This window comes from Paraburkholderia sp. J11-2, from assembly GCF_905220185.1.
GTDB lineage: Bacteria > Pseudomonadota > Gammaproteobacteria > Burkholderiales > Burkholderiaceae > Paraburkholderia.
In genome coordinates, this window is the sequence record NZ_CAJMYY010000007.1 from 173,624 (window position 1) to 185,788 (window position 12,165).

Annotated in this window: 15 protein-coding genes; 6 read left to right on the forward strand and 9 right to left on the reverse strand. The window is 62.9% G+C overall.

Annotated features, from left to right (window positions below; all coding sequences use genetic code 11):
- The first annotated feature begins 1,351 nt into the window (after window positions 1-1,351).
- Both U5A57_RS12200 and U5A57_RS12205 read left to right on the forward strand, forming a co-directional pair.
- Window positions 1,352-1,603 carry a hypothetical protein gene (locus U5A57_RS12200; protein WP_321911127.1) on the forward strand — a complete coding sequence of 84 codons (252 nt, stop codon included), beginning with the start codon at window positions 1,352-1,354 and terminating at the stop codon, window positions 1,601-1,603.
- Between the two features lie 438 nt (window positions 1,604-2,041).
- Complete coding sequence (locus tag U5A57_RS12205; RefSeq protein WP_321911129.1) at window positions 2,042-2,803, forward strand: YoaK family protein; 762 nt, start codon at window positions 2,042-2,044, stop codon at window positions 2,801-2,803.
- 35 nt (window positions 2,804-2,838) lie between these two features.
- On the opposite strand, the gene U5A57_RS12210 is transcribed toward U5A57_RS12205, so the two are convergent.
- The 9 genes from U5A57_RS12210 to U5A57_RS12250 all read right to left on the reverse strand — a co-directional run bounded on the left by U5A57_RS12210 (window position 2,839) and on the right by U5A57_RS12250 (window position 8,231).
- Complete coding sequence (locus U5A57_RS12210; RefSeq protein WP_321911130.1) at window positions 2,839-3,135, reverse strand: H-NS histone family protein; 297 nt, start codon at window positions 3,133-3,135, stop codon at window positions 2,839-2,841.
- 118 nt (window positions 3,136-3,253) lie between these two features.
- Window positions 3,254-3,529, reverse strand: a complete 276-nt coding sequence (locus U5A57_RS12215) for a hypothetical protein (RefSeq protein ID WP_321911131.1) — start codon at window positions 3,527-3,529, stop codon at window positions 3,254-3,256.
- A 137-nt stretch (window positions 3,530-3,666) separates the two neighbouring features.
- A complete protein-coding gene (locus U5A57_RS12220) occupies window positions 3,667-4,509 on the reverse strand; it encodes a J domain-containing protein (RefSeq protein ID WP_321911132.1) in 843 nt (280 codons plus the stop codon).
- A gap of 161 nt (window positions 4,510-4,670) precedes the next feature.
- Window positions 4,671-4,868, reverse strand: a complete 198-nt coding sequence (locus U5A57_RS12225) for a hypothetical protein (protein WP_321911134.1) — start codon at window positions 4,866-4,868, stop codon at window positions 4,671-4,673.
- 88 nt (window positions 4,869-4,956) lie between these two features.
- Window positions 4,957-5,250: a TIGR01841 family phasin gene (gene phaP / locus U5A57_RS12230; RefSeq protein WP_321911136.1), complete on the reverse strand. Its 294-nt coding sequence runs from the start codon at window positions 5,248-5,250 to the stop codon at window positions 4,957-4,959.
- A gap of 421 nt (window positions 5,251-5,671) precedes the next feature.
- Window positions 5,672-5,956 carry a hypothetical protein gene (locus tag U5A57_RS12235; protein WP_321911138.1) on the reverse strand — a complete coding sequence of 95 codons (285 nt, stop codon included), beginning with the start codon at window positions 5,954-5,956 and terminating at the stop codon, window positions 5,672-5,674.
- Between the two features lie 446 nt (window positions 5,957-6,402).
- The gene (locus tag U5A57_RS12240; RefSeq protein ID WP_321911139.1) at window positions 6,403-6,621 is read right to left on the reverse strand and encodes a hypothetical protein; all 219 of its coding nucleotides are present in this window, start codon (window positions 6,619-6,621) and stop codon (window positions 6,403-6,405) included.
- Between the two features lie 208 nt (window positions 6,622-6,829).
- Window positions 6,830-6,970: a hypothetical protein gene (locus tag U5A57_RS12245; protein ID WP_321911140.1), complete on the reverse strand. Its 141-nt coding sequence runs from the start codon at window positions 6,968-6,970 to the stop codon at window positions 6,830-6,832.
- Window positions 6,971-7,040: 70 nt separating this feature from the next.
- Entirely contained in the window at window positions 7,041-8,231 is a 1,191-nt protein-coding gene (locus tag U5A57_RS12250) for a porin (RefSeq protein ID WP_321911141.1), read from the reverse strand.
- Window positions 8,232-8,722: 491 nt separating this feature from the next.
- On the opposite strand from U5A57_RS12250, the gene U5A57_RS12255 reads away from it, so the two are divergent.
- Genes U5A57_RS12255 through U5A57_RS12270 form a run of 4 tightly spaced genes read left to right on the forward strand, consistent with a single transcriptional unit; the run spans window position 8,723 to window position 12,162 of the window.
- Entirely contained in the window at window positions 8,723-9,580 is an 858-nt protein-coding gene (locus U5A57_RS12255; RefSeq protein WP_321911142.1) for a VOC family protein, read from the forward strand.
- On the forward strand, window positions 9,577-10,680 hold the full coding sequence (locus tag U5A57_RS12260; RefSeq protein WP_321911143.1) for a M14 family metallopeptidase: 1,104 nt from the start codon (window positions 9,577-9,579) through the stop codon (window positions 10,678-10,680). The genes U5A57_RS12255 and U5A57_RS12260 overlap by 4 nt, the downstream gene beginning before the upstream one ends.
- Before the next feature lie 46 nt (window positions 10,681-10,726).
- Complete coding sequence (locus U5A57_RS12265; protein WP_321911145.1) at window positions 10,727-11,743, forward strand: quinone oxidoreductase family protein; 1,017 nt, start codon at window positions 10,727-10,729, stop codon at window positions 11,741-11,743.
- Entirely contained in the window at window positions 11,740-12,162 is a 423-nt protein-coding gene (locus U5A57_RS12270) for a PaaI family thioesterase (protein ID WP_321911147.1), read from the forward strand. The genes U5A57_RS12265 and U5A57_RS12270 overlap by 4 nt, the downstream gene beginning before the upstream one ends.
- Window positions 12,163-12,165 lie beyond the last annotated feature (3 nt).

Genomic DNA, 12,165 nt, shown 5'->3' on the forward strand with positions numbered 1-12,165 from the left:
GGCCTGACCCCGCGCAGGCATGTGGGGCGTCTGGTTCGCGCGTTGAAAGCGCTTTGTTCGCGCGCTACCGTCCCCTGCCGTGGGCGTCCCTTCCCCGCCATTCGCTAGCATTTCTTCGCCAACGCACCCCATCGCAACGGTTAGCCCCGACAATCCATATAAGGCGGCTCCGCGTTGACCGCGCGAGTGGATCATATGAATCGTATTGCTTCGTAATGCAAATCAAGTAGTGGATGACTTGCGTTTCAAGTCATCGCGCTTTGCAGCGATACGTTATTGCGCTCCGCTAGTAACCGGCGGGGCCGCAACGACGATAGTTGCTCTGAACAATGCCGACGACGCACCAGGGGAGCGAGTCGAGGTATATCGCTTGCGCGCCTGTGGAGCGACGCGCGGAGCGGCTTTGCGCGAGCCAGACGCGGTTTTTGAGTCGGCTTGCGCGAAATTGGGGGGGACGATGAACCGATCAATCAAGCAGGCCGTGGTCTGGGTGCTCGTTTTAGCCCTGTCGGGCGCGGCCTATGCTGCGGCCGGTGGTAATGGCGGTGGGAACGGCGGTGGTAATGGTGGCGGGAACGGCGGTGGGAACGGCGGTGGGAACGGCGGTGGTAATGGCGGCGGGAACGGCGGCGGGAACGGCGGCGGGAACGGCGGTGGGAACGGTGGCGGGAACGGCGCAGGCGGTGGCCACGGCTCTGGGTCGGGCTCTGGGTCGGGCTCTGGGTCGGGCTCTGGGTCGGGCGCTGGCTCCGGCTCAGGCTCCGGATCGGGCTCAAGCTCTGGATCGGGCTCCGGATCAGGTGCAGGCGGCTCGGGTTCAGGCAGCTCCGGCGCAGGTAGCTCGGGTGCGGGCGGCTCCGGCGCGGGCAGCTCAGGCGCAGGCAGCTCAGGCGCAGGCAGTTCGGGTGCGGGCGGCTCCGGCGCAGGCAGCTCCGGCGCAGGCAGTTCCGGCGCAGGTAGCTCGGGCGCGGGCAGTTCTGGTGGAAGCAGCGCTGGCGCAAGCGGTTCCGGCGGAAGCAGCTCCGGCGCAGGCAACTCGGGGGCGGGTAGCTCCGCGGGCGGCGCGAGTGCAAGCGGGCCTGGCGGACATCTGGGCCGCAGCTCATTTGGCGTGAGTACACCTTCGGCCGTAGTCGAAATAGTGCCACCTCGCCCACCCGCGCCGGTTATGAACGCGTACGACCCACCGTCGCACGTCCTCGATTCGGACGCCCCCAAGAGCGCGGCGGCGGTGCCCGCACCACCCAGGAGCGACTACGCCGCGCCAACGAACGTGACCCCTTCGGTCCGAAGCACGACCGCTGGGGCAGCCACTACGCCGATTGCACACAACGCCCCGCCGCCGGCTGTCTTGGCCCCTGTTGCGGTACCGAGGCCCACTGCCGCGGCGGCGGCGACCGATTACGGTCCGCCAGCCATAACCGGCACGGGCAGCGGCGCCGGTCCCGCACGGGCTTCGAACAACTACGGCCCGCCGGCTGGTATGGCCGGCGTGGCCAAAACGGGTTTCGCGGTGGATACGGGCGGCTACGAGCCGCCGATACTCACCCCAACGCGCAGCGGCAAGGGAGCACAGGAGGCTCCCGACGAGCCAGCGCAGTGACGTGCGGTCCAGGTTCGGCGCGAGGTCGTGCGCCTGTCAAGAGCGCTCGCCATGACCGCATCGCTTTGGTATCGGCACGGCGCAGCGTTACCGTGCCGAATGCACAGACGTCGGTGTCGAACCGCGTGAAGACCGACGCGCCGTTCAGCGCGAATCGCAATCTGTTCGCGACAACCGGTGAGAATCTCAACAATCTTTACCGATTGATCGTCCAAACGATGCCTCGCACGCGAGCCTGAACGATCTCCCACCGACGCGCACCGCAAAAACCCGGCTCGTGCGTGGCAAAGACACGTGCAATCGAGCTACACGAATTCACGACAACGTGGCGGGCCCTGCGGCAAACAACCGCACCCCAACGCCGCATCGCGCGGGGCCATGCAATCCGTACGCATCGTAGACTGTGCGTTTCGACGCTCGTAGCCCCGGAACGCCGTCGTGCCCATTCACTATCTGCGCAGCTTCACCTCCGTCGAACGCACCGAGCAGGCCAACCTGCGGCTCGGCCGCGCACTGGCCTGGGTCGCCGGCGCGATCAATGCCGGCGGGTTCCTTGCCGTTGGGCAATACACGTCGCACATGTCGGGCATCGTCTCGTCTCTTGCCGACAGCGCCGCGCTCGGCAATAGCGCCATCGCGTTGTCCGCAATCAGTTCCGTCCTTGCCTTTGTGAGTGGCGCCGCGACTTCCGCCATTCTGATCAACTGGGGACGCCGCCGTTGCGCGCGCAGTGTCTACGCACTGCCGCTCATGCTCGAAGCCGCCCTGCTCCTGTGCTTCGCCGCGCTCGGCGCGAATCTCGAGATTCATCGTGTTCTCTTCGTGCCGCTGACGGTTGCCGTGCTCTGTTACGTCATGGGCGTGCAAAACGCCATGATCACGAAAATCTCGCACGCAGAAATCCGCACAACGCATGTGACTGGCATCGTGACCGATCTGGGCATTGAATTGGGGAAGGCGCTGTACTGGAATTGGGGCGTACCGGCTTCAGGATCGGAGCACGTGGCAGCCGATATGCAGCGCGTACGCGTACTCGGTTCCCTGCTCGGCATGTTTTTGCTTGGCGGAACGCTAGGCGCACTGGCGTTCCGCCATTTCGGATTTGCCGCGGGCGTGCCTTTGTCGATGCTGCTGGTGGTCCTTGCCAGCGTTCCGGTCACCGACGATTTGCGTCGCCTGCCGCTGCGCGACCTTTTTTGAGGACGACGTCGGTCTGACTGCCGATATCAGGCAACTTATTCGCTTATCAGAAACTTGTCGCGATTCTTCGCGTCCTTGATCCAGTTCGGTGCGCGGCCCCTGCCGGACCAGGTCGCGCCGCTTGCGGGATCGCGATATTTCGGGGCCGCCGCGTGATGCAAAAGCCCCGGCCTGCCACGGCGACTACCAAAGATGTCCTGCTCCGTGTAACCGAATTCGGCCACCTTTGCGCGGATATCGGCGAGAACCGTCTCGAACTCTTGCTGACGGGCAATCGCCGCTTGAGCCTCGAGTTCCGCGAGTTGCGCTTTGAGTTCCTTGTACGTTGCCACGAATCGTCTCCTGCACGTGGACACCATTCGCTAATCATAGTGGCTTTCGCGCGCGCCCCCTCTCAACGTGATCGCACGATCTTTGCGGCGGCGAAACCAGGCGGGCGCGGCAGATCGGTCAGGCTGCGACGAAGACGACTGCCCCCACGTCGGCGACCTGAGCGAACAACCGTACAAAACGATAGCTTTGCGCCTGGATAGTCAGTTCGTTGAGCCCGGAGCGCGTGCCCTCCAGTATCGCCCGGGCCACCGGCTCTGGAATTGCGCCAAGGTGCGCCCACTCCTCCTGCAACAGAGCGGGGTCACCCAGATACACCTCGCTTTTGCCGCCAGGCGTGCGAACGAGAATCAGGCTTCCCCCCTTGTCGAGTGCAAGCTCCAGATACTCTGACAAGGTAGCCAACGCCTCTGTGTCGACATCGTGGGAGGCATGTGAGTTCGAAGTCATAGGGTGACCACGCTGAGTAATGTTTCACTCACTATCGTACCCCTGCTCCTGCACATGCGCCTGAATTTGGCACGGGTTCAGGATCAGGGATGCAACCCGAACATACCGTGCCAGATCGCACTAAAGAGGTTTGCGTGACGGCGATCGTCGGCATTTTGCGACGCTTCGTCGCCTGCACGATGCGTTGCAGATGGCTGCATTGCCTCGTCCGGTTCCCCGGTTTCGCGCGGCGTGGCGTTGTCCGCCTGACGCGAAAGGTGCAGCGCGAGCGCACCGTCGGCAATACGCCCGGCCAACTGGGTTTCGCAATCGCCTGCGAGCAGTGCGCCAAACACGACGTCGCGGTTGTAGCCCTGCTCGGCAAAGCGCATGGCCACGGCCACGTAACGCGCGTACGCCTCCTGGCGCGCCGCCTCCTGCAAACGCGCCTGTTCCTCCTGCTCACGGGCAAGGCGCCCCATCTCCTCGGCATAGACCGCGTCATAGACGCTGCGCTGCACCGGATCGGAAAGAATCGCGTAAGCCTCCGTGATCTCCTGGAACTGCGCATGGGCAGAGGCTTCGCGTCCCATATTACGGTCGGGATGCGCTTTCATCGCGGCCCTGCGGTAGGCCCGCTTGATGTCCGCGTCGCTCGCGTCGTCGCTTACGCCCAGCAAGTCATACAACGTCGCCATGGCTCGCACAAATTGAAGTGAGATGCCGTCGATCGTAGCATGTCGTCGGCGGACACACCGGTCGAGCGTAGGCAATCGATCAATTATCCTAAGCAAATGGGCATCGATTGAAGACCTCTGCCCGCAGCGCCATAACGCAGCACGAGGCGGCTCAGCGTCGAACGCGTGTCCAGCGACACCAATCGTGGTGATCGAGATTGCGCAGCAAATCGGCCCGGCGCCGTTCGCGGCGGTAGTGAGCGGTGACACTAACTGCGGCTATCACAAGCACGATCGTGCCGGCAGCCATACCCAGCCAGGACTGGTCCACGTCAGCCTCCTCAGATCCATGCGGATCGCAACCCATTTGTGAGCAACGCACTCTGAATATAGCCGGTTCATGTGACAGGCTATGCGGTCTCGACCGCCAATCAGCGCACTCGGGCAACCGCTCTCAGAAGCGCATCGCCTTGCGGCGTCACTCGGGGCGTTGGGAAACCCGAATCGGGCGTATCGACAATAACCAGATGAAGGTCGCGAAGCGCCCAGAGTTCCTCGCGGTCCGGCTCGATACGCCCGGGCGCATTCTTTATCAGCATCAACGTGGCAAGTTCGTGGGGGCTCAACATGTTATTTCCCTCCCGCATGATCCCGCTTTTTTCTGCTTCGCATTGGATCGCGCCAGTGAGCGCACTCGTCGCTCGAACGCGATGCGCGCTATCTCAGCTTTGCCGCAGTTTCCGCCGCGATTTCCATATATGCGCGCGTGTAGCCAGCCGTCTGCGAAGCGACCCACGGCAATATATCGACCTGGTTGCGGACCAGTTGCTCCGGCGTCTGCGCCGACAAGATGCCTTCGAAATGCTCTCGGGACCCAGCGAATATCGACCTGCAAGTCGCGAGATTCAGGCGTGCCAGTTCACAAAAACCGTCGAACAGATGAGCGCTCATCGTAGTGATATTTGCGGCCCATGGTCCGCTTTCCCCGGTTGCGAATTGTTGATTAGACATACTAATTTATCCCCCGTGTATTTCATCAATCGTTATGTCTGTATCGACCGCGCTTGATGTATGGCTTCGCAACGCAAGAGACGTTGCCCGTTCAGAGACGAATGCCGGCGTCGATCTAGAGCCTTCATTCTAACTTTGTTAAATCCGCGAGATGACCAGGGATTGAGTCAGGAGTTTCCCCAATTCATTACGCAAACTCGTTGACCCCGAACTATGACGGAGGCGAGTTTCGAACAGGCATGCGGAAAATTGACTTGTCAGATTGGACTTAAGCCAGTCAGACAAGAAAGGGCGAACCACAGGTTTTGCAGCGGGGATGACGCAAGACGTCAAACAAGACAGCGCCGCGATGAGAAGTCAACGTAAGCGTTTGGCCAATGCTGTGCTCTGATGCAAATCAAAACCAAGGTGAGTTGGCAGATCAATGTGCGCCAACTTTCACCGCATTGCGTTGCGCAAGCAGCTCGCGTATGCGCGCCAGATGCAGGTCGCCGACGGCCGTATGGACGGGCTCGATCTTGCGGGTACGACGTGCAGAAGGAGGCCACGCACCCAGGTAGCGGCACAGCGCGGAAACGAACGGCCGCTTTCCTCCGCCAGCAAGCCGTTGGGCCGCCGCCGCAACGCGATCCGCACCTACATTTGCGAGCAGCCATTCAAACGCCTGACGGTCTTCGTCGTTCACAATGCGGATTGGCGATTTCATGCGACGCTCCTACTGGACGTAAACACATACTGTTAATTTATACAGTATTTTGCGTCAGTGCAAGGAAAGATCGGAAATCGCCCAGTGAGTGACCGCCACTGACATTTTTTGGGGGGGTTACTTGGCCGCTCGATTGGTCTGACGGGCTCCGGCCACAAGACCCACGGCGATCGGCTACCGGACAAGTCGACGCCGAGGAACCCAAGAAAAGTGCAGAAGCGGATGCAACGCCAAGGAGGCGCGACTGCGGTCCAGTTAGGGTCTCGCGCCCAGCAATCTGCTGTGCTTTTCCGCATCAGGAAATGCTCGATCAAGGCAGCAACGCCGACGCGGCGAAATGGGCAAGACAAGGCACACCGCGCGCGCTGTTCGATCGCGATCTCACAGTGCAGCGCCGATTCACGACGCTCGCGCGGAAAAATCGCAGCTGTGGCCGATCCGCTCTCTCATCTCGCAGCCGGCTTGCCGCGCTGATCAATCCATAGTCGAGCCCAGCGTGAGGCGTGCGCGACGGCGTGATCGGCCTCGAAAAAGTAATCGAGCGCTTCGAAACAAAACGACGATTCAAGCGCGGGCGAGCTGTTCTCGATGGTCAGGTTCGCCGCATAGCGTCCGCTTGGCAACGCATGCGCGGACGGTTCGACGTTGTATCCCTTGTATCGCATGAAGGTTTCCGTGAGCACACAGGCGGACAGGAGCGCCCGCGGCCTTTCATAGCTGTGCGCGAATCGCGCGGAGCCAAAGAATGCTTTGGCGATAGCAAATCAGCGTGAGCCTCACTTCGTCATCACGCTGTGCTTCGCGCCAGCGTGCTTCGATTCAACGCAAAGCACATATGGTTTGCGCAAATCGTTATTTTCCGGCGCCCTGGATTCAGGATTCGCGTTGCTCGAACACAGCGTCGCGCACATAAACCGTTGCGATGATCGATCCAATATAAAAAACCGCCACGTTGTGCGCGGCGGGTAACTCCACTTCAGGGTGTCCCGGAGAAGACCCCATGATCGTATCCATGCGGTTCACGCGCGTGAACCGACGGATCGATATAAGCAAATAACGGTGCCGGCTTGAGAGCGCCTGTCGCCTAGAAGCGATGCGTCATCCCGAAAATGGCCGCAACCGCGTGGCTCGTGCTCGAGTACGTCGAGCCGCTGAAGTTCGCCACGGCGGCCTTGCCGGTCGAATCCGTCCCCGCAGCAGCTTGATAGAAGCCATCCGCATAGAGCGACGTGCGCTTCGTGATCGCGTAGGTCGCGCCCAGGTTCACCTGGTTGTAGTGGGCACTGTCGTAGTTGCCGGCGCCGCTGTTGTGGGTATAGATATAGGCTGCGGCAAGCGTCAGGCTGGGATTGACTGCGTACTTGACGTTCAGTTCTCCCGAATTGAACGTGGCCGTACCACCATGGTATTGCGTGCCGTAGCTTCCGCCGGCGTTGACCTCGCCGAGATTCTGGAACTGCGTGTTCGAATACAGCACCGCCACCGTTACCGTCCCGAGCACGTACGAGCCGCCCGCAGTCACGATCTGCTGGGAACCGGCCGACGCATAGCCGCCAAAAATGCGGCTTGGCATGTTGTTGTTGGTGCCGGTGGCGGAGGTCGAGGAGTTCCCCTGATTGCCGAAGGTCGCGTAGTACGGGTCCTTCGTGAACATGTAGCTCGCGCCTAGTTTGACGGGCCCGTTGGCATACGCGAGCGCCACGTCCTTGACGGAGTTCTGGCCGAAGTTGCCGGCAACGTTGCCGAAACTGTAGAGCACGCCGAGCGTGAAGCCGCCGACGTTCGGGCTCGTGTACTTCACGGCGTTCTGGATGCGGTTGGACGTATCGACGTTGTCGACGTCGGCAGCGCGCGTGCCGTAACCGAGTCCCGAAGCGGCCCAGTCCGCACCCGATGCAAACGAGCTTGTTGCGTCGTTGCTGGCCGAGTACTGCCGCCCGGCGGTGACGGTACCCCACGTCACGCTGCTCAGGCCCACGAATGCCTTGCGTCCGAACAGCAGGCCGCCCTGCCCCAGTGCGCCGGTACCCACCGTGAAGCCGTTTTCGATATCGAAAATTGTCTTGAGGCCGCCGCCGAGATCCTCGGCGCCGAGCAGGCCCCAGCGCGACGACGTGCCGGACGACAGGCCGTACAGCGCCCCGCCCTTCACGTTGTTGTTGTACAGGAAGCCGGCATCGACAATGCCGTAAAGGGTGACGCTGCTTTGCGCGTGCGCGGCGCCGGCAACGAGGCCGAGCGAGAGAGCCGCTGCGCTGAACTTGTTGAATTTCATCTGCGATGAGTTCTTCGGTGATTGTGGACTAGTCGACAACGTGCGTGTGTAAGTGCAGCGGACCGGCATGAAGATGCGGCGGCGATCAGCAAAGTGCTGCCTTGCCGAATCCGCGGGCACCGAGTCTAGGCACTCCACATTCCTTTTCAAAACAAGTTATTTGTCTAAGCTTTACGACGGGCAAGCGGATCGTGGGCACCTCAGCGCAAAGCGATGATCCGTGAAGCGGGTCATTCATCTACTGCGATGTTGATTTGGATTCCTCTATATTTGATCAACGCTGGCGGAACAAAACGTATGACACAACCCACGGCACGCCGCACACAAGTGAGCTGCCCACATTCGAACGAATCGCGCTGAGCAAATCACGATAGGTTGGTTTGTTGCGGACCGAGCCGTCACTACACTCTTCAGCGACCTTCCATCTGACGCAATCGCAGTGGGCTACGTGGCGTGCGTTCCGCCGCTGCCCACAGGAGACCCTCACCACGATGAGCCGCATCCCCGCCCCCGTTCTCGATCACGTCGTCGTCAACGTCAAGGACCAGCTCGACGACGCCTCGCACACGTATCGCAAGCTCGGCTTCGCGCTGACCGCGCGCGGTCATCATTCGCTTGGGTCGAGCAACCACCTCGCCATCTTCGGCGAGAACTATCTGGAACTCCTCGGCTTCGAGCACGGCAAGAGCGTGGACCGTCCCGACATTGTCAACGCGCCCCCCGGCCTGTCCGGGCTCGTGTTCAAGACCGACGATTCGCTCGCGCTGCATGAAGCGATCACCGCGCGCGGCATTGCCGTCGAGCCGCCCGCCGAATTTTTCAGACCCGTTCAACTGCCGGACGGCGCACAGGACGCACGCTTTCGCACCGTGCGTCTGGGCGCCGAGCTGGTACGCAACGGCCGCACGTTCTTCTGCCATCACTTCACGCCGCAACTCGTGTGGCGCGACGAGGACCGGCGCCATCCGAACGGCGTGACGGATATTGTCGGTTTCGTCGTCGCTGCGCCTGCACCTGAGCAGATCGCGGACCTTTATGAGCGGCTGTTCGGGCCCGGCATCGTCGAGCGTGCCGGCAACGATCACTATCGCCTGCCGGCCGGGCGAGCGACAGTCGAGTTCGTCACGCCCGCCGAGGCAGAACGTCGCTACGGCGCGGTCGCGGCCACGCAAGACGGCAGTGAACGTTATGTGGCGCTCGATCTTCGCGTTCGCTCGCTCGATGCCCTGCGCCAATTGTTCGAGCGCAATGACGTCGCTTTTGCCACGATCGCGGACGGCTCCGTGCGCGTTGCCGCCGCGCACGCCGCGGGCGTTGCGCTGCGCTTCGTCGAAGGCGGCGCGGCATGAGCGAGGCAGCCGCCTTTTGGCATTACTTCGCTCCCGACTATGCTTCGGCGCGCGAACGGTTCGTCGCCAGCGCCCAACGCGCTGGCGCGCAACTCGCGAGCTACCGGCATCCGCATGCAAGCGGACCGGGCGGCATCGCGCTCAGCATCGACGTCGCGCGTCTCGGAGCGCAGCACGCGCCAAAGCAGCTTCTCGCTATCAGCGGTACGCACGGTCTTGAAGGCGCCGCGGGCTCGGCTGTGCAGATTGCGTGGCTTGAGAACGCGGCAGCCAGCCTGCCGCCCGATGTCGCCGTCACGCTCGTACACGGCCTCAACCCTTACGGTTTCGCGCACGCTTCGCGCACCACCGAAAACAACGTCGACCTGAATCGCAATTTCGTCGATCACGACGAGCCGCATCCGCACAATCCGCATTACGCAGCGCTGCACGAGTGGCTGATTCCGCCGCGCTGGGACCACGACACGCTCGCGGCCGCGAAAGCGGCAACCGACCGCTTTCGCGACACACACGGCGCCGACGCCCTCTTCAACACGCTCGCGAGCGGTCAGTACACACACGCTGACGGTCTGATCTACGGCGGCCGCGAACGCGAATGGTCGAACCTCACGCTGCAGCGTGTGGTCGAGGACCATCTGGCGCACGCACAGCGCGTGGCGTTCATCGACTGGCATACCGGCATCGGCGAATACGGCGAGCCGTTTTTTCTCTGCTTCAACGCGGAAGGCAGCGAGCTTCAGCAGCGCGCCGCGCAATGGTGGGGCGCCGGGCGCGTGCTGGGTCAGCGCCCGCACGGTCTCGCGCGGCCCGACTATCGCGGGCTTGTGTTCCGCGGCGTCGAGCGGTTTCTCGCGGGACGGCCGATGGCCGGCGCCGTGGTCGAGTTCGGCACGCGCGGGCCGAATGTGAGCCTCGCGTCGCGGCTCGACCAGTGGCTGCGTTTTCGCGCCCCGCAAGCACCCGAACCCGAGCGCGACGCACAACTGCGCGCCGATCTGCTCGATGCGTTCGTACCCGTTTCTTCGCTTTGGCGCGACAGCGTGATCCGGCATGGCCTCGCCATCACGGCGCAAACGCTAGACGGGCTCGCTCGCTGGTAACCAATATTCATCGTACTTCGAAGTTATCCACGTTTTCGTCTCCATCATGAAAGCTATTGTTTTGCGCGAGCACGGCGGCCTCGACAAGCTGCGGCTCGAAACTGCGTTCCCCGATCCGGCGGCCGGTCCCGGTGATGTCGTGCTCCGCGTGAAAGCCGCTTCGTTGAACTACCACGACGTGTTCACACGGCGTGGCATGCCCGGCATCAATCTGCCCTTTCCCGTCATTATCGGGCTCGACGTGGCGGGCGAAATCGTCGCGGTCGGCGAAGGCGTGCGCGACTGGCGGCCAGGCGATCGCGTGCTCGTCGACCCCATCGATCGCGTCGACGGCGGCCTCGTCGGCGAAACCACGCACGGTGGCCTGGCCGAACTGTGCCGCGTGCCGGCGCATCAGCTGATCCGCTTGCCCGACGATGTGAGCTTCGACGAAGCGGCCGCATTGCCGGTCGCCTACGGCACCGCACTGCGCATGATGCGCCGCATCGGCCAGATCGAGGCCGGCGAGCGCGTGCTGATTCTCGGCGCGAGCGGCGGCGTAGGCGTGTGCGCGGTGCAGCTCGCGAAGCTCGCGGGCGCGGAAGTGATCGCTTGCGCGGGTTCGCCGGAAAAGGCACAGCGCCTGCGCGATCTCGGCACGGATCACGTCATTCTGTACACCGAAGAAGACTTCATGCGGGCGGTACACGCGAAGTTCGGCAAGCCCGCGCGGCGACGCAACGCCGCGCAACGCGGCGGCGTGGACGTGGTCGTGAACTTCACCGGCGGCGACACCTGGACGCGTTCGCTGCGCTGCCTGCGTCTTGGCGGGCGCCTGCTCACCTGCGGAGCGACCGCGGGCTATGCCCCGCCTGAAGATATCCGTTACATCTGGACTTTCGAATTGCAGATTCGCGGCTCGAACGGCTGGGAGCGCGAAGACCTTCACGAACTGCTCGATCTCGTTCAGCGTCGCCAGTTGCGCGTGCTGATCGACCGGAAGTGGCCGCTGGAAGAAGGCGCGCAGGCACTGGCGACGCTCGAAAACCGCGAAGTGGTCGGCAAGGTGCTGGTGGCGTCATGAGCGAAGCGCGCGACATCCTCACGATCGAGCAGATCCAGCAGGCGTTCGACCGTTCACCCTACATCGCCTCGCTGCGCATGCGCGTGACCGGGGCCGACCACGAAGCGCAGGCGCTGCGCGTACACATACCGTTTCAGCCCGGTTTCGAGCGGGGCGCGGGCACGGGTCAATGGCATGGCGGCCCCCTCGCGGCGATCATCGATACCGTCGGCGACTTCGCGGTCGGCATGTTGGTCGGGCGCGGTCTGCCCACCATCAACTTCTGCGTCGACTATTTGCGGCCCGCCATCGAGACCGGCATCGAGGCCGTCGCCACCGTACGACGCCTCGGCCGCAGCGTGAGTGTGGCCGACGTCGAACTCTACAACGACAAAGGTGTGCTGCTGGCCATCGGCCGCGCCAGCTACGCCACCGCGTGAGAC